This window comes from Aquamicrobium zhengzhouense, from assembly GCF_016124105.1.
Taxonomy (GTDB): Bacteria; Pseudomonadota; Alphaproteobacteria; order Rhizobiales; family Rhizobiaceae; genus Aerobium; species Aerobium zhengzhouense.
Map to the genome: position 1 here is coordinate 1 of NZ_JADGMQ010000014.1, position 17,660 is coordinate 17,660.

The following is a 17,660-nucleotide window of genomic DNA, read 5'->3' on the forward strand; positions in this document are numbered from 1 at the left end:
GAACCCGTCCGGATCGGCAAGGCTTGCCGCATACCACTCAAGATACGTCTCATTGTCGATCAGCGCGTCCGTCTTCCACGCAGACTGGACAGGGTGAACAGGGCCGTTCGACATTTCGTATTCCTCCTTATGCGTGCCGCGTTGCGGCAATCGGTCGGCATTATTGACATAATGCCCGGTCCGACAATACCGCCACTGACGATTGATCGGTTCGCTGCATCGCGGGATCAACCTGAAAGCGGACGGCCTGCCGCCCCCTCCGGCCCATTGGGCCACCTCCCCCACATGTGGGGGAGGATCCGGGCGCGAGCCAAGAGGTGCTCGGCGTTTGGGTAAGACGAAAGCGCTCCGGCTGCCCCGGCAGCCTATGCAGCGGCACCGCGGATTTGGGCGCTGTTATTGCTTTACCGGCTGCCGAAAATAGCTGAACCGACGCGCACGCTGGTTGCACCAAAGGCGATCGCGATCTCGTAGTCGCTCGACATGCCCATTGAGAGCTTCTCGACGCCAGCCTCGCGCGCCAGCTTTTCAAGCAGCGCAAAATGAGGCCCGGGATTTTCGTCGACTGGCGGAATGCACATCAGCCCCTCGATCTCCAGGCCGTGAACCTCGCGGCAGCGTTTGACGAAAGCGACCGCCTCTCGCGGATCGATCCCCGCCTTTTGGTCTTCAAGCCCGGTATTGACCTGGACATATAGCCTTGGCGCCTTGCCCTGCTTTGCGATTTCTTTGGCAAGCTCGGAGGCGATCTTCTCGCGATCGACCGTTTCGATAACGTCAAACAGGGCGACAGCTTCCTTGGCCTTGTTGGATTGCAGGGGGCCGATCAGGCGAAGCTCGAGATCTGGAAACGCTTCGCGAAGGGACGGCCACTTGCCTTGAGCTTCCTGAACCCGGTTCTCGCCAAAGATGCGCTGTCCGGCCTTAATGACCGGCAGGATTTCACTCGCGTCAAAGGTTTTTGAGACGGCAACAAGGCCCACTGTACCGGCAGGGCGCTTGGCCTCCTGTTCGGCTTCTGCAATCTTGTCTCTGACGGCACCGAGCCGTGCAACCGCATCACTCATGCTTCAAATTCCGATCTTTTAGACGTCAAATCGCCCCGATTTGGTTGACGGTTTCCGGAAACCATGGTGAAGGCAGTGCCGTGCAATCGACATTCTGGCACTTTGCAACCCTTCCGGCACCCTTTCGGGCGTCTTTTAGGTGAATTTCTGGTCATGGCAACCGAACGATACAATCCCCGCGCATCCGAACCCAAATGGCAGAAGGCATGGGAAGAGACTCAGCTATTCGCCACCAAGAACGACGACCCGCGTGAGAAGTATTACGTCCTGGAGATGTTCCCGTACCCGTCTGGGCGCATCCACATGGGTCATGTGCGCAACTACACGATGGGCGATGTGGTCGCCCGATACAAGCGCGCCAAGGGCTTCAACGTCCTGCATCCGATGGGATGGGACGCATTCGGCCTGCCAGCCGAAAATGCTGCACGCGACAACAAGGTCAATCCGCGAGCCTGGACCTACGAAAACATCGAGACGATGAAGGGCCAGCTGAAGACGATGGGTCTGTCGCTCGACTGGTCGCGCGAATTCGCGACCTGCGACCCGAGCTATTATCGTCACCAGCAAAAGATGTTCCTCGACTTCTGGAAGTCGGGCCTCGTCGAGCGCCGCAACGCCAAGGTCAACTGGGACCCGGTCGACATGACCGTTCTGGCGAACGAGCAGGTGATCGACGGCCGTGGCTGGCGCTCGGGTGCGCTCGTTGAACAACGCGACCTGACCCAGTGGTTCTTCAAGATCACCTCAATGGCGCAGGACCTGCTCGACGGTCTCGACACGCTTGATCGCTGGCCGGACAAGGTCAAGCTGATGCAGTCCAACTGGATCGGCCGATCGGAGGGCCTGCAGCTGCGCTGGAAGCTCGACCCGGCAACCGCGCCGGAGGGCGAGACCGAGCTTGAGGTCTATACCACGCGCCCCGACACGATCTTTGGCGCTTCTTTCATGGCCATTGCCGCGGACCATCCGCTGGCAAAGAAAGCTGCCGAGAACAATCCCGCGCTTGCGAGCTTCATCGCCGAGATCCGCCGCCGCGGCACGTCCGCTGCGGAGCTTGAGACGGCTGAAAAGCAGGGCTTCGACACCGGTATTCGGGTCGTACATCCCTTTGACGAGAGCTGGACCTTGCCGGTTCACGTCGCCAACTTCGTTCTGATGGATTACGGCACCGGCGCGATCTTTGGTTGCCCGTCTGGCGATCAGCGCGACCTGGATTTTGCCCGTAAATATGACCTGCCGGTTGTTCCGGTGGTGATGCCGGCGGATGCCGATGCGGCGACATTCACGATCGGTGACGAGGCTTACACCGATGATGGTGTGATGATCAATTCGCGCTTCCTGGACGGTATGTCACCGAAGGAAGCGTTTGAGGAGGTCGCGAAGCGCCTTGAGGCGGTTCAGATCGATGGCCGTCCGCAGGCAAAGCGTAAGGTGCAGTTCCGTCTGCGCGACTGGCTGATCTCGCGTCAGCGCTATTGGGGCTGCCCGATCCCGGTCATTCACTGCGACGATTGCGGCTCGGTTCCGGTTCCGGCCAACCAGCTGCCGGTCCTCCTGCCGGATGACGTGTCGTTCGACAAGCCGGGCAACCCGCTCGACCATCATCCGACCTGGAAGCGCACGTCGTGCCCGACCTGCGGCAAGGACGCGCGGCGCGATACGGACACGATGGATACCTTCGTGGATTCGTCGTGGTACTTCGCTCGTTTCACCGATCCATGGAACGAGACGGAGGCGACGACGCTCGACTATGTCGACGGCAAGAACGGCTGGCTGGGCGTTGACCAGTATATTGGGGGCATCGAGCATGCGATCCTTCACCTTCTCTACTCGCGCTTCTTCACCCGCGCGATGAAGGCGACCGGCCATGTCAACGTCGTGGAGGAGCCATTCAAGGGCCTGTTCACCCAAGGCATGGTGGTTCACGAGACGTATAAGGGATCGCAAGGCTGGGTATCGCCTGCGGAAATCACGATCACCGAAGTTGACGGGGATCGCAGTGCAACCCTCGACGCCACTGGCGAACCGGTAGAAATCGGCTCCATCGAGAAGATGTCGAAGTCGAAGAAGAACGTCGTTGATCCGGACGACATCATCGGCAGCTATGGCGCGGACACGGCTCGCTGGTTCATGCTGTCGGACTCGCCCCCGGAGCGCGACGTGATCTGGACCGAGGCGGGTGTCGAGGGCGCTCACCGGTTCGTTCAGCGCGCCTGGCGCATGATTTCGGAGGCCGCGCCTGCACTTGAAGGCGTCGCACCTGCACCGGCTCACGACGGCGAGGCTGCGGCCCTGTCGAAGTCGGTTCACAAGGCGATCAAGGCCGTTGGCGAAGAGATCGAGCGTCTTGGCTTCAACAAGGCGGTTGCCAAGCTCTATGAGCTGGTCAACACGATTTCGCCTTATGTCCAGAAGGCGTCTTCATCCGACGAAGCGACGCGCGCAGCCCTTCGTGATGCAGTGGAAGCACTGATCAAGATGTTCGCGCCCATGATGCCGCACCTTGCTGAAGAGTGCTGGGTTGCACTCGGTGCGAAGGGGCTCGTCGCCGAGCAGGCATGGCCGACCTTCGATCCGGCTCTGATTGTCGATGACGAGATCACGCTGCCGCTGCAGATCAACGGCAAGAAGCGCGGGGATTTGACAATTTCCAGAAACGCGGATCAATCTGAGATCCAGGCAGCGGCGCTCGCGTCCGACGTCGTTCGCGCGGCGCTGGATGGCAAGGAGCCGCGAAAAATCATCGTCGTACCGCAGAGGATCGTCAATGTCGTCATCTGACCGGGCCGTTCAGCAACCTCGTTTGCGCGGGGTTGCCACCATGATGCTGGCCCTGGTTGCCCTTGGCGGCTGCACTGTGCAGCCGCTCTATGGGGACCGGTCCGCTGCGATTGGTGCGTCCGTGCACGACAGCGCTGTGCTGGCTTCGGTCGCAGTCGTTCCTGCCGGCGACCGCGTTGGCCAGGAGGTCCGCAATCACCTGATCTTCCTGTTGGGTGGTGGCAAGGGGCAGCCCGCCAATCCTGCCTACCGTATCGATCTCGGCGTGTCGTCGTTTGCGTCGAGTGGTCCGACGATCGAGACGAAGAGCCGGACGCTTGAGCCTTCTTCCGGCATCATGACGGTGCGCAGCCAGTACACGCTAACCGAATTTGCGACGGGCAGGGTCATCTCCCGTGGCGCTCGCTCGGTACAGGCGGCGTACGACATTCCGGCGCAGGAATTTGCGGCGCTGCGGGCACGGCGTGACGCAGAAAATCGCGGTGCGCGCGAACTTGCCGAAATCATGCGCCTGGTGATTGCGCAGGAATTGCGCAACGCGACATCTACTCAGGCGCCTGCGATCCTATCCAGCCCCGAAGAGCTTCAGGCCCGCGAAAGGCCAGGTGAGCCGGCCAGTTTCTGACCGGCTCTCCATCCAGATCAGCCGATCTTCTGGCCGGTCTTCGCCCAGTCGGCGAGGAAGGTCTCAAGACCCTTGTCGGTCAGCGGGTGCTTGACCAGCGACTTGAGCGTTGCCGGCGGGATCGTTGCAACGTCAGCACCGATCAGCGCAGCCTGCTTCACATGATTGGTGGTGCGAATCGAGGCGGCAAGGATCTCGGTGTTGAAGCTGTAATTGTCATAGATGGTGCGAATCTCGGCGATCAGCTCCATGCCTTCAATGCCCATATCATCGACGCGGCCGATGAAGGGCGAGATGAAGGTCGCGCCAGCTTTCGCTGCCAGCAGCGCCTGGTTGGCAGAGAAGCAGAGCGTGACATTGACCATGCGGCCGCTGGAGGTCAGTGCCTTGCAAGCCTTGAGGCCATCCAGCGTCAGAGGCAGCTTGATGCAGACATTGTCAGCGATCTTCGACAGGATGTCAGCTTCGCGCATCATCTCGGAATATTCGGTGGCGACGACTTCCGCCGAGACCGGACCATCAACGATGTCGCAGATTTCCTTGGTCACTTCGAGAATATTGCCGCCCGACTTGAGAATCAGCGACGGGTTGGTTGTGACGCCGTCCAAAAGGCCGAGGTCGTTGAGTTCACGGATTTCTTTAACGTCCGCTGTGTCGACAAAGAACTTCATGGCTTCCTTCCTTGGAGACTCGGGCAGGGGGAGGCCCTGTCGCTTCCGATTGCCACTTGCTCTAGCGCAGGAAGAGGGCAAGGTCACGCCCGATGAGTGAAGATTCGAAACCCTTGCGCGTCGTGCCCGTGATGGTGCCGATGCCGGCAGAGCGACCCTATTCCTATTCCGTGCCCGATGGCATGGCGGTGGAGCCGGGGTCGATTGTGCGCGTCCCGTTGGGCCCTCGCGAGGTGTCGGGCATCGTCTGGGATACGCCTACCGACAAGGTCGATCCCAAGAAGTTGCGGCCGATCAGTCATGTGTTCGATTGCCCCCCGATCGACGAAGCCTCGCGCCGGTTCGTCGACTGGGTCGCCAGCTGGACACTTGCGGCACCGGGCATGGTGGCACGCATGTATTTGCGGGCACCCGCCGCGTTCGATCCAGAACCGCCGCTTGAAGGCATTCGCTGGGCAGGAAATGAGCCGGACCGGATGACGAGCGCCCGCCAGAGGGTTCTTGAACTGGCCCGTGATGGCATGGCCTGGACCCGCTCGGGTGTCGCGCGCGCCGCGGGCGTATCCACGACCGTCGTGAACGGCCTCGCCGAGCAGGGCATCTTCGAGGAGGTCAAGATTCCCGCGCCGCCCGTCGTGGCGTTGCCCGACCCCGAATATGCGACACCGACCCTTTCGCCGAACCAGCGTGCGGCTGCAGATGAACTCGTGCAGAAGGTAGGTGCCGGCTTTTCGACCACTCTGCTTGATGGCGTCACCGGGTCCGGCAAAACCGAAGTCTATCTTGAAGCTATTGCTGCTGCGGTGAGGCAGGGCAAGCAGGTGCTTGTCCTCGTCCCGGAGATTGCGCTCACCGCGGCATTTCTTGACCGGTTCCATGACCGGTTCGGTGCCAAGCCCGCCGAATGGCACTCGGATCTTGCCCCGCGGACGCGTGAACGCGTCTGGCGGCAAGTGGCAGAAGGAAGAGTGCGAGTGGTGGCAGGTGCACGCTCTTCACTGTTCCTCCCTTTCCAGAATCTGGGGCTGATTGTCGTCGATGAAGAGCATGACCCCGCCTACAAGCAGGAGGACCGCGTCTATTATTCGGCGCGGGATATGGCGGTGGTACGCGGGCATCTGGGCAAGTTCCCCGTCGTCCTTGCCTCTGCGACACCCTCGGTGGAAACGCAGGTGAACGCGTTGCAGGGCCGCTACTCCAAGGTCGTCCTGCCGACCCGTTTTGCTTCGGCAGCGATGCCGGATCTCCGCGCAATTGACATGCGCAAGGCACCGCCCGCGCGGGGCGGTTTCCTGTCGCCAGCCCTGATCGAGGAAGTCGCCAAGACGATCGAAAGAAAGGAACAGGCTTTGCTGTTCCTCAACCGCCGCGGCTATGCCCCGTTAACGCTGTGCCGGGTGTGCGGGCACAGATTCCAGTGCGAGGGCTGCTCGAGCTGGCTGGTCGAACATCGTTTTCGCGGCAAGCTAGTCTGTCATCAATGCGGCCACAACGAACACCGGCCTGAGGCATGTCCATCCTGCGGCACGCTGGACCATCTTGTGGCTTGCGGGCCGGGCGTCGAACGTATCGCCGAAGAGATCGTCCAGCATTTCCCAGACGCACGCACCATCGTGCTTTCATCCGATATGGGCGGCGTCAAACGTCTGCGTCTCGAATTCGAGGCGGTTGCGAATGGTGAGGCAGACATTGTTGTCGGCACACAACTGGTCGCCAAGGGGCATAATTTCCCGAACATGACGCTGGTCGGGGTCGTCGATGCGGATATTGGCCTGGCCAATGGCGACCCGCGCGCGGCCGAGCGCACCTTCCAGTTGCTCAATCAGGTGACCGGGCGCGCAGGGCGAACCGGCAAGAAAAGTCTTGGCTTGATCCAGACCTACCAGCCGCATCATCCGGTGATGCGGGCACTTGTTTCGGGGCAGGCAGAGGCCTTTTACGAGCAGGAGATTGCCGCACGTGAACGCGAGCATCTGCCGCCTTTTGGACGGCTCGCTGCGATCGTCGTCAGTGCGGCAACGCGGGCGGAAGCGGAAGCACATGCGCGCGCGTTGCGAAGAGTGGCACCTGGTTCGCCCGATATCTCTGTTCTTGGCCCGGCAGAAGCGCCTCTGGCGGTCGTCGCTGGACGGCATCGTTTCCGGTTGCTGGTGCACGGTGAGCGCAAATCCGACATCCAGTCCTATCTGCGCGCCCTGCTGGCTGCCGCACCGAAGGAACGCGGATCGATTCGCGTTCAGGTGGATGTAGATCCGCAAAGCTTCCTCTGACGGCGGGAAAATTGCCTCAATCAGTCCGCTGCCTCACGACAGGGGCGGAAGCTTCTATTAATGTGCGCGCGAATCTTTTGGAGAGACCCGATGGAATTCGCGTTTCCGTGGCCATTGAGCCAGGGGGAGTGGCTGGCATGGTCCGTAGCCGCCTTCACGCTCGTCTACGGCCTTATCATGCTGTTTGCACCCAGGCTTACCCTTAAAATCCTGCGCCTGCAGACCGCCTCCGAACATCCTGAGGCAGTCGCTCAGGCGCGCGCGACGATGTCCGGTTTTTACATCGGTGTCGGTCTGGCGGCGATTCTCCTCGCTCAGCCACTGATTTACCTGACTTTGGGTGTCTGCTGGGCGCTGACCGCGTTCGGACGTGTTGTTTCGATGCTCTCTGATCAGGGAAACACCATTTATAACTGGGTTTGGCTGGTCATTGAGGTCGCACTTGCGGGCTGTGTCCTTGCATTCGCCCTCGGCATGGTGCCGTGATTCATGGCGCGGCCCCGGCAAGAATCGAAGGCCTGCGACAAATCAGCCCGAAGGAGGCGGATTTCCACTTGTTGCGAGGGAGGAAAGCCTGTGCTAGACGGCATTCGACTTTCAGTTGGGGACGGGGCTTGGCCTTACTCCCCGTGGAAAATTTCAACCCGGACAGAGATTTAGGCAGAGCACCGACTCCAGCCCACAACTCTATGTCCGACGAGCAGAGAAAAGGCGGTCCGTGGCAAAGTCAGGCTCGATGATCTCAGCGGTAGCCGAGCGGTATGCGGGTTCGCTTCATGACCTCGCCGCAGAAGCTGGACAGGTAGCGCAGGTCGAAAAGGATCTTGCGCGTTTTGAGGCTCTCATCGAAGAGAGCGAAGATCTCAGGCGCCTGATTACCAGCCCTGTTTTCTCTGCAGAAGACCAGTTCAAGGCTGTGTCGGCGGTAGCCGATAAGGCCGAGATAGGCGGTTTGGTTGGCAATTTCCTGCGTGTGGTTGCGCAGAATCGCCGCCTGTTCGCCATTCGGGGCATCATTCGTGCCTTTCGCGAGATCGCAGCGCGTGCGCGCGGCGAAGTCGCTGCCGAAGTGGCGTCAGCGCATGAGCTGACCGCTGCTCAGCAAAAGGAGCTGAAGGATGCGCTGTCACAGGTTGCGGGCAAAGAAGTCGCAGTCTCGCTGACGGTGGATCCATCTCTTCTTGGCGGTCTTGTGGTCAGGATGGGCTCGCGCCAGATCGACACATCGCTAAAAACCAAACTCGCTTCGCTTAAGCTCGCACTGAAAGAGGTCGGCTGATGGATATCCGCGCTGCGGAAATTTCCGCAATTCTGAAGGATCAGATTAAGAATTTCGGCAAAGAGGCCGAAGTTTCCGAGGTTGGCCAGGTTCTGTCGGTCGGTGACGGTATTGCTCGCGTCTACGGCCTCGACAACGTCCAGGCCGGTGAGATGGTCGAGTTCCCGGGCGGCATTCGCGGCATGGCGCTCAACCTTGAAGCCGACAATGTCGGTGTCGTTATTTTCGGTTCCGACCGCGACATCAAGGAAGGCGACACCGTCAAGCGCACCGGCGCGATCGTGGACGTTCCGGTTGGTCCGGAACTGCTCGGCCGCGTTGTTGACGCACTCGGCAACCCGATCGACGGCAAGGGCCCGATCAACGCGAAGCAGCGCGCTCGCGTCGACGTCAAGGCACCTGGCATTATCCCCCGCAAGTCGGTTCATGAGCCGATGTCGACCGGCCTCAAGGCTATCGACGCTCTGATCCCGGTTGGTCGCGGCCAGCGTGAGCTGGTCATTGGTGACCGTCAGACCGGTAAGACCGCGATCATTCTCGACACCTTCCTTAACCAGAAGCCGCTTAACGACGGCGACGACGAGAGCCAGAAGCTCTACTGCGTCTATGTTGCAGTCGGCCAGAAGCGCTCGACCGTAGCGCAGCTGGTGAAGGTCCTCGAAGAGCGTGGCGCTCTCGAATACTCGATCATCATTGCTGCTACCGCTTCGGACCCGGCTCCGCTGCAGTACCTGGCGCCGTTCTCCGGCGCTGCGATGGGCGAATACTTCCGTGACAACGGCAAGCACTCGCTGATCGCATATGACGACTTGACCAAGCAGGCTGTTGCTTACCGTCAGATGTCGCTGCTGCTGCGTCGTCCGCCCGGTCGTGAAGCTTACCCGGGTGACGTCTTCTACCTGCACTCACGTCTTCTTGAGCGTGCGGCGAAGATGAGCGACGAGATGGGCTCTGGCTCTATGACGGCTCTGCCGGTCATCGAAACCCAGGCAAACGACGTCTCGGCGTACATTCCGACCAACGTGATCTCGATCACCGACGGCCAGATCTTCCTTGAGACCAACCTGTTCTTCCAGGGCATCCGCCCTGCAGTGAACGTCGGTCTGTCGGTTTCGCGCGTTGGCTCGGCCGCTCAGATCAAGGCGATGAAGCAGGTTGCCGGCTCGATCAAGGGTGAGCTTGCTCAGTACCGTGAAATGGCTGCATTCGCGCAGTTCGGTTCGGACCTTGACGCTGCAACGCAGCGCCTGTTGAACCGCGGTGCACGTCTAACCGAACTTCTGAAGCAGCCGCAGTTCTCGCCGCTGAAGACTGAAGAGCAGGTTGCCGTGATCTTCGCCGGCACCCAGGGCTACCTCGACAATCTGCCGGTCAACCAGGTCGGCAAGTTTGAGCAGGGCCTGCTGACGCATCTGCGTTCGCAGCGCGCGGTTCTGGATGGCATCCGCAAGGAGAAGGCGCTTACTGACGATCTGCGCGCCCAGCTTAAGGCCGAGATCGACACGTTCGCAAAGTCCTTCGCCTGAGGCATAGCGTAAAGGAACAGGGGCAGCCGAATGGCTTCACTGAAAGAACTTCGCAACCGCATCGCCTCCGTTAAGGCAACGCAGAAGATCACCAAGGCGATGCAGATGGTCGCCGCGGCGAAGCTGCGTCGCGCCCAAGAGGCTGCGGAAGCCGCTCGCCCATATTCCGAGCGAATGGCTGCGGTGATGGCCAATATTGGCAAGGTCGTTGATCCGGCTGATGCCCCGGTGCTCATGACCGGCACAGGCAAGAGCGACGTTCATCTGCTGATCGTCGCCACTGCCGAGCGCGGCCTTTGCGGTGGTTTCAACTCGCAGATCGCGCGTTTTGCGCGCGATCACGCTCGTGAGCTGATTGCTCAGGGCAAGACGGTGAAGATCATCACTGTCGGCAAGAAGGGTTATGACATTCTGCGTCGTGACTTCGCCGACAAGATCATCGATCGTATCGAACTGCGTGACGTCAAGCAGGTTGGTTTTGCCAATGCTGACGCGATCGCTCGCAAGGTGATCTCGCTCTTCAATGAAGGCGAGTTTGACGTTGCGACGTTGTTCTATTCGCAGTTCAAGTCAGTGATCAGCCAGATCCCGACGGCGCAGCAGCTCATTCCGGCTGCCGCTCCAGAGGCAGCGCAGGACGCGGGTGAAACCGCGATCTACGAGTATGAGCCGGATGCCGGTGAAATCCTTTCGGATCTGATCCCGCGCAACATTTCGGTGCAGGTCTTCAGCGCGCTGCTTGAAAATGCGGCCGGTGAGATGGGCGCCAAGATGTCGGCCATGGACAATGCGACGCGCAATGCGGGCGACATGATCAACAAGCTGTCGATCACGTACAACCGCCAGCGTCAGGCGAAGATCACCACCGAACTGATCGAAATCATCGCGGGTGCGGAAGCGCTCTAGTTCCGGCCCACGCGGCGCAAGCTTGCGCAGGCCGGACAAACGGAACGATTGAAGAGGGTAATTAGAATGGCTAATGCAGCTACCCCAAATGCGCCCGCGAGTAGTATCGCGGCGCAGGGCGCAACCGGCAGGGTCCATCAGGTCATTGGCGCTGTCGTCGACGTCGCCTTCGACGGCGACCTGCCGGCGATCCTGAACGCGCTCGAAACCGATAACCAGGGTCAGCGTCTCGTCCTCGAGGTCGCACAGCACCTTGGCGAGAACATTGTCCGTACCATCGCGATGGACGCGACCGAAGGTCTGGTTCGCGGTCAGGCAGTGGTCGACACAGGCGCGCCGATCTCGGTTCCGGTTGGTCCCGAGATGCTCGGCCGCATCATCAACGTCATCGGCGAGCCGATCGACGAGTGCGGCCCGATCAATGCAACCGAAGTCCGTGGCATTCACGCTCCGGCTCCGGAATATGTCGAGCAGTCGACCGATTCAGCAATCCTCGTGACCGGCATCAAGGTCATCGACCTTCTCGCACCATACGCGAAGGGCGGTAAGATCGGCCTGTTCGGCGGTGCTGGCGTTGGCAAGACCGTTCTCATTCAGGAACTGATCAACAACATCGCCAAAGCGCACGGCGGCTACTCCGTCTTCGCCGGTGTCGGTGAGCGTACCCGTGAAGGCAACGACCTTTACCACGAGTTCATCGAATCCGGCGTGAACAAGCAGGGCGGCGGCGAAGGTTCGAAGGCCGCACTGGTTTACGGTCAGATGAACGAGCCCCCGGGGGCACGTGCACGTGTTGCTCTGACCGGGCTGACCGTCGCTGAGTACTTCCGTGACCAAGGCCAGGACGTTCTGTTCTTCGTCGACAACATTTTCCGCTTTACCCAGGCGGGTTCGGAAGTGTCGGCCCTGCTCGGCCGTATTCCTTCGGCAGTGGGCTATCAGCCAACGCTGGCAACCGACATGGGTGCACTGCAGGAGCGTATTACGACGACGCAGAAGGGCTCGATTACCTCGGTTCAGGCGATTTACGTCCCTGCCGACGACTTGACCGACCCGGCACCAGCAACGTCGTTCGCGCACCTTGATGCGACCACGACGCTGAACCGTGCGATTGCGGAAAAGGGTATTTACCCGGCCGTGGACCCGCTGGACTCCACGTCGCGTATGCTCGATCCGCAGATCGTCGGCGAGGAGCACTACGAGGTTGCTCGCGAAGTTCAGCAGACGCTGCAGCGCTACAAGTCGCTTCAGGACATCATCGCGATCCTGGGCATGGACGAGCTTTCTGAAGAAGATAAGCTCACCGTTGCTCGCGCTCGCAAGATCGAACGCTTCCTGTCGCAGCCGTTCTTCGTCGCTGAAGTCTTCACCGGCGCACCCGGCAAGCTGGTTGATCTTGCTGACACCATCAAGGGCTTCAAGGGCCTGGTGAACGGCGAATACGATCACCTTCCGGAAGCAGCTTTCTATATGGTCGGCTCCATTGAGGAAGCCGTCGAGAAGGCACAGCGTCTGGCTGCGGAAGCGGCGTAACAAGGGAGTAGTGGCCAGCGGATGCCTCTCCGGCATCCGCCGCTGCTAGGATTTCATGGCTGAAGCCTTCAAGTTTGAACTGGTCTCGCCCGAGCGCCTGCTCGTTTCCGACATGGTCGAAGCTGTCACCATTCCGGCGACGGAAGGCGAGATGACGGTCATGGCCAAGCACGCTCCGGTCATGACCACGGTCAAGCCGGGCGTTGTCACGGTTAAGCAGGCATCGGGCGGCGAGACGCGTTTCGTCGTGTTCGGTGGTTTTGCGGATATCGTCCCGGAAGGCTGCACTCTGCTGGCAGAGTCGGCTGTTGCGGTGAACGAGCTCGATCGCGAAGATCTCGCTCGCCGCATTCAGGACGCCAAGGAAGACATTGTAGACGCCAAGGATGACGCTTCGCGCACCAAGGCAGAGCAGTTGCTTGCGCAGCTCAACACGCTGCAGAGCGCACTTGCTGCCTGAAGTCTGACCCGAATGAATTGAAAAAAGGCCGGCTTATGCTGGCCTTTTTTATTTCCGGATGGCTCGGGGCGGTCATGGCGCGAGGTGGCGAAAGGTTGCGACGACTTCTTCGTAGACCGGGCGCTTGAAGGCAACGATGATATCGGGAAGGGTTTCCATCGGCCGCCATTCCCAACGGTCGAACTCAGGCTCGTGGCCTCCGGGGGGCGGGTTGATCGCAATCTCCGCTTCGTCGCCCTCAAATCGAAATGCGTACCATTTCTGAGCCTGTCCCCGGTACTTTCCCTTAAAGGCAACGCCGATGAGTTCCGGAGGAAGGTCGTACTTGATCCAGTCGGGTGCTTCCTGGAGCAGGCTTACTGAACGCATGCCCGTTTCTTCGTAGAGTTCTCGCAGCGCCGCTGCATAGGCGTCTTCACCCTTGTCGATCCCGCCCTGTGGCATTTGCCATAGCTTATCGGTGCCGTCGATCTCGCTCTCGAAAAGAGGGATCCTGTGCCCCGTCCAGACGAGACCGGCCCTATTCAGGACCATGACCCCGACGCACAGGCGGTAGGGGAGGGTTTCAGGATCGACCAGTGGTCGGATATCAGTCATTTGGTTCACTCGGATTGAGGATCGTGGGCGAGGGCGGAGACCGGCACGATCTCAACGCCTCGGCGTTGAGCTTCCTGCACCCAGCGGGTGACAGCGTCAACCGTGGTGCCAAACGCTGAACCAACAGCAATCGCGTGGCCCTGCGCGCGGGCGGTGCGCTCGGCGTCGTCCAAACGGCGAAGGACGGCCGGTTCGTCACGATCCGTGTCAATCGTCAAATCGGCTGTTGCATAAGGGACGCGCGCGCTTCGGCTAAGTTCCGGAGCCAGGCTACGCGCGGATGATCCATCGTCGAGATATAACAGACCCCGATTGCCAAGCTCCGCAAAAAATGGGCCGGCCACCTCACGGTCGGTGAGAAACCGTCCTCCCATATAATTCATGATGCCGGTGTAGTTTGTGATCCGGCCCAGCGTCGCATAAAGGCGATCACGGTTCTCCGAGGGGGCAGCGTCGACGGTCAGGGTGTTGCGGCCGGGATCTATCTGCGGATAATCGAACGGCTCCAGTGGCACCTGGAGGACGATTTCGTGGCCCTTTTGCCGCGCACTCTGCATCCATCTGTCGAGGCTGTTGCCGCCACTGGCAAAAGCCAGGGTAATTTGGGGCGGGAGCTTTGCAATCGCTTCCTGGGTGCCGGTTTGCGAGACGCCGAGGCCGCCAATGATGATGGCCACACGCGCTCCGCGGGCACCTGACCAGGGTCTTGCATAAACCTCGAAAGGACGGCGTCCATCCTCTGCGCGGATCGGCAGCAAGCCATGTTCGCTCTCTTCGACCAGGCCGCGTTCCGGCAAATGCGCCACACGAAGGTCCTGGCCGGTGCGGGCGGTAGGGTCGCGAACCACGATAGCGCCTTGATTGCTTGTCGCTTGCGGGACCCGAATGATCGCAGGATCCGGTGCGCTCTGCGCAGACGGGTAGGCGGCGGGTAGCTCGCTCTGCCGCGGCGCTGTCGGCGCAGCAGATGCTGCGGTGTCGACAGGCTCCGGCATCCGGTAGGGACGCTCGCGAATGGCAATCAAGGTCGAGGAGATGATCAGAAATGCGGCAACGAGGCTGATAAAAGCTTGCTGAAGGCCGAAGCGGAACCCCGAAGAGGGCCGGCGGCCACGCTGTTCGGGCAGGCCAAGTGGTTTGTCGATTTCTCGTTGCGTACGTTGCTCGTTCACGTGGTTGCGCAGCCCTTGGCAAGGTCGATTCGCAAGTCCGCGCCGGAAGCCATCAAGACACCGGCGCGGGGCAAACTCAACGCGGTCAGAAAGACCGGGTTACGCAATTACTGTTCGAGGACCGCATGGTCCGGGTTAGGCGGGAACGCGGCGTGGCTCTCGACGCCCCTCAGAAGATCGTAGGCGTATTTGAGTTGGACGTCGTCCTTGGCGTCAGCCGGGACATAAGCGGCCGAGCCTGAACCCTCGTCACTCTCTTCCTGACCCTTGATGTGGCCACGAAGCTCCGATTCGCCACGCGATACGTCGCGCCCGAGGAGATCCTCTGGAAGAGGCTGCTCGACCTTGATATCCGGCGAGATGCCCTTGCCCTGAATCGAGGTCCCCGACGGGGTGTAATAGAGAGCCGTTGTCAGGCGCAGCGCTCCATTTTCCGCCAGCGGGATAATGGTCTGGACCGAGCCCTTGCCGAAGGACTGGGTGCCGACAACCGTCGCACGGCGATGATCCTGCAACGCTCCGGCAACAATCTCCGATGCGCTCGCAGAGCCGCCATTGACGAGGACGATCAGCGGCTTTCCGTCGATCGCGTCACCAGTGCGGGCATCGAAGCGCGTGATGTTCTTTGGATCACGGCCGCGGGTCGAGACAATCTCGCCGCGCTCGAGGAACGTGTCGCTAACACTGACCGCCTGATCAAGAAGACCGCCGGGATTGAGCCGCAGGTCGAGCACATAGCCCTTCAGCTTGTCGTCAGGGATCTGCTTCTTGATGTCGGCGATCGCGTTTTGCAGATCGTCGTAGGTCTTCTCGGTGAAGGAATTGATCTTCAGGTAGCCGATATCTTCCTCAACGCGATGGCGAACCGCGCGGACCTTGATGATGTCGCGAACGATCGTGATCTTGAGCGGCTCAGTTGCGCCCTCGCGCAGGATGGTCAATTCGATCGGTGTCTTGACCGCACCGCGCATCTTGTCGACGGCGTCCGAGAGCGTCATGCCACGAACTTCATCTCCGTCGATCTCGGCGATGAGGTCGCCTGCAAGAACGCCCGCGCGCGCGGCGGGCGTATCTTCAATCGGTGCGATGACTTTGACGAGTTCGTTCTCCATCGTCACCTCGATGCCAAGCCCGCCAAACTCGCCACGTGTCTGCACACGCATGTCCTTGGCAGCATCGGGATTGAGGTAGGATGAGTGCGGGTCGAGCGAGGTCAGCATGCCCTGGATCGCACTTTCGACCAGCTTCTGATCCTCAGGCGGGGTCACATACTGAGCGCGAACGCGTTCGAAGATGTCGCCAAATATCGCCAGTTGGCGATAGGTGTCCGATCCCGCCGCATTCGCCATGGTTCCGCCGGCGCCGTGAATAAGGCTGACGGCGGAGGCGCCCATCAGCGCACCGGCACATAGAAGCGACAACTTACGTACCATTCTCTGTCCTTCCAACAGTGCTCTCCGCCCACCATGGGGCCGGATCAACGGGTTTTCCATCCTTACGGAACTCTACGTAAAGCTCCGGACCGGAATCAGCTCCTCCGAAGGCGACAGCGCTTGCGACGCGTGTCTCCCCCATCATTCCAACAGGCTCGCCCGCGAGGACGGACTGGCCCGGAACCACGCTGATTCGACCCATTCCCGCCAGAACCACATGATAGCCGTCGCCGGCATTGAGGATCAAGAGTTGTCCATAGGAACGGAACGGGCCAGCATAAAGAACAGAGCCGTTAACCGGTGCGGTTACGATTGCTGTCGAATGTGTCGCAAGCATGTCGCCCTGCAATGTTCCGCCACTTCCGTCCGCCTGACCGAAACGGCGATCGACCCGACCTGCGACCGGCAGGTTAACCTGTCCGGTGAGTGCGGAAAATGGCGCTCTGGGTGTGGGCAAATTCTGGCCCGGGGCGCTCCAGCGGCCCGCTTCCGGTTCCGCAGGGGCCTCGTTTTGCTGCTCCTGCCGGGCCGCGATCTCGATTTCACCCTCGATTGCATCGATCAGTTCCCGCAGGGAGACTGCCTGGGAGCCGAGTTCCTCAATGCGAGCCTTTTCAGCGAGCAAGTTGTTCTCGGACGCTTCTTGAAGTTTTTGCTTCTCCTCAAGAAGAAGTGATAGGCGCTCTTTCTCGGCGGCCTGTTCGGCTACCGTAGCCAGCAGCCTCTTGCGCTCGCTGTTGATCGAGGCAACGAGACGAGCAAGTTCTTCCAGATCTCCGATGAGGATCTCTGTCTCGCCTCGCAGTTCCGGCACCACAGCTGCGAGAAGGATGGAGCTGCGAACTGATGCGAGGGCATCTTCCGGTCGCACGAGAATAGCTGGTGGCGGATTGAGTCCCATCCGCTGCAGCGCGCCCAGGACTTCCGCCAGAACGCCGCGCCGCTCGCGAAGCGTCTCGCGAAGCCCTGCCTCCTGCATCTGCAGAACGTCGATCTTCGCCGCAATGTCATCCGCTTCGGTCGACAGCTTGCGCTCGGTCTTGGCTGCCTGGACGAGGGCGGCGCTGATGGACGCGTGATCCTTGCGTATAGCGGCGATTTCTTCGGCGATCTCTGCGACGCGCTCTTCCGAGATGGTCAGTTCACGGGTGATACGGGCATATTCTTCGCCAGTGGAAGCGCGCCTTGCTTCAAGATCCGTGGCAGGCACAGCGCTCGCGTTTTCGGCGAGTGCCATCGACACGCCGGCCCAAGGGGTGAGCGTGAGCGATGCCGCCAGTAGCAATAGCTGTGACCTTCGTTTCATAGTCTGCGCGCGCTTTGTCCTGCTCGGAAACTAG

The 17,660-nt window shown here is 60.6% G+C and carries 15 protein-coding genes; 9 read left to right on the forward strand and 6 right to left on the reverse strand.

Annotated features, from left to right (window positions below; all coding sequences use genetic code 11):
- Positions 1–404: 404 nt before the first annotated feature.
- Positions 405–1,067, reverse strand: a complete 663-nt coding sequence (locus tag IOD40_RS16115) for a YggS family pyridoxal phosphate-dependent enzyme (protein ID WP_198477728.1) — start codon at positions 1,065–1,067, stop codon at positions 405–407.
- A 153-nt stretch (positions 1,068–1,220) separates the two neighbouring features.
- Between IOD40_RS16115 and leuS the strand changes: the two genes are divergently transcribed.
- Positions 1,221–3,848 (forward strand): leucine--tRNA ligase, encoded by a 2,628-nt coding sequence (gene leuS / locus IOD40_RS16120; protein ID WP_198477729.1) that lies wholly within the window; start codon positions 1,221–1,223, stop codon positions 3,846–3,848.
- On the forward strand, positions 3,835–4,473 hold the full coding sequence (gene lptE, locus IOD40_RS16125) for an LPS assembly lipoprotein LptE (RefSeq protein WP_198477730.1): 639 nt from the start codon (positions 3,835–3,837) through the stop codon (positions 4,471–4,473). Before leuS ends, lptE begins: the two co-directional genes overlap by 14 nt.
- A gap of 17 nt (positions 4,474–4,490) precedes the next feature.
- Here lptE and fsa read toward each other — a convergent pair whose 3' ends face one another.
- On the reverse strand, positions 4,491–5,144 hold the full coding sequence (gene fsa / locus IOD40_RS16130) for a fructose-6-phosphate aldolase (protein WP_198477731.1): 654 nt from the start codon (positions 5,142–5,144) through the stop codon (positions 4,491–4,493).
- A gap of 92 nt (positions 5,145–5,236) precedes the next feature.
- Here fsa and IOD40_RS16135 point away from each other — a divergent pair, with 92 nt between their 5' ends.
- The 7 genes from IOD40_RS16135 to IOD40_RS16165 all read left to right on the forward strand — a co-directional run bounded on the left by IOD40_RS16135 (position 5,237) and on the right by IOD40_RS16165 (position 13,118).
- The gene (locus IOD40_RS16135) at positions 5,237–7,414 is read left to right on the forward strand and encodes a primosomal protein N' (protein WP_198477732.1); all 2,178 of its coding nucleotides are present in this window, start codon (positions 5,237–5,239) and stop codon (positions 7,412–7,414) included.
- Positions 7,415–7,504: 90 nt separating this feature from the next.
- Positions 7,505–7,900 carry an AGROH133_08824 family phage infection protein gene (locus tag IOD40_RS16140; protein WP_198477733.1) on the forward strand — a complete coding sequence of 132 codons (396 nt, stop codon included), beginning with the start codon at positions 7,505–7,507 and terminating at the stop codon, positions 7,898–7,900.
- Positions 7,901–8,150: 250 nt separating this feature from the next.
- Positions 8,151–8,693 carry a F0F1 ATP synthase subunit delta gene (locus tag IOD40_RS16145; RefSeq protein ID WP_210336952.1) on the forward strand — a complete coding sequence of 181 codons (543 nt, stop codon included), beginning with the start codon at positions 8,151–8,153 and terminating at the stop codon, positions 8,691–8,693.
- Positions 8,693–10,219, forward strand: a complete 1,527-nt coding sequence (gene atpA, locus IOD40_RS16150; protein ID WP_198477735.1) for a F0F1 ATP synthase subunit alpha — start codon at positions 8,693–8,695, stop codon at positions 10,217–10,219. The genes IOD40_RS16145 and atpA overlap by 1 nt, the downstream gene beginning before the upstream one ends.
- A gap of 30 nt (positions 10,220–10,249) precedes the next feature.
- A complete protein-coding gene (locus IOD40_RS16155) occupies positions 10,250–11,125 on the forward strand; it encodes a F0F1 ATP synthase subunit gamma (RefSeq protein ID WP_198477736.1) in 876 nt (291 codons plus the stop codon).
- Between the two features lie 66 nt (positions 11,126–11,191).
- Positions 11,192–12,658 (forward strand): F0F1 ATP synthase subunit beta, encoded by a 1,467-nt coding sequence (atpD, locus tag IOD40_RS16160; protein ID WP_198477737.1) that lies wholly within the window; start codon positions 11,192–11,194, stop codon positions 12,656–12,658.
- 55 nt (positions 12,659–12,713) lie between these two features.
- Complete coding sequence (locus IOD40_RS16165; RefSeq protein ID WP_198477738.1) at positions 12,714–13,118, forward strand: F0F1 ATP synthase subunit epsilon; 405 nt, start codon at positions 12,714–12,716, stop codon at positions 13,116–13,118.
- 72 nt (positions 13,119–13,190) lie between these two features.
- On the opposite strand, the gene IOD40_RS16170 is transcribed toward IOD40_RS16165, so the two are convergent.
- From IOD40_RS16170 to IOD40_RS16185, 4 genes are all read right to left on the reverse strand, one after another.
- Positions 13,191–13,715, reverse strand: coding sequence for an RNA pyrophosphohydrolase (locus IOD40_RS16170; RefSeq protein ID WP_198477739.1), 525 nt, complete (start codon positions 13,713–13,715; stop codon positions 13,191–13,193).
- Positions 13,716–13,720: 5 nt separating this feature from the next.
- A complete protein-coding gene (locus IOD40_RS16175) occupies positions 13,721–14,887 on the reverse strand; it encodes a divergent polysaccharide deacetylase family protein (protein WP_325099757.1) in 1,167 nt (388 codons plus the stop codon).
- Positions 14,888–14,994: 107 nt separating this feature from the next.
- Positions 14,995–16,320, reverse strand: a complete 1,326-nt coding sequence (locus IOD40_RS16180) for a S41 family peptidase (protein ID WP_198477740.1) — start codon at positions 16,318–16,320, stop codon at positions 14,995–14,997.
- Positions 16,310–17,626, reverse strand: a complete 1,317-nt coding sequence (locus tag IOD40_RS16185; protein WP_198477741.1) for a murein hydrolase activator EnvC family protein — start codon at positions 17,624–17,626, stop codon at positions 16,310–16,312. Before IOD40_RS16185 ends, IOD40_RS16180 begins: the two co-directional genes overlap by 11 nt.
- Positions 17,627–17,660 lie beyond the last annotated feature (34 nt).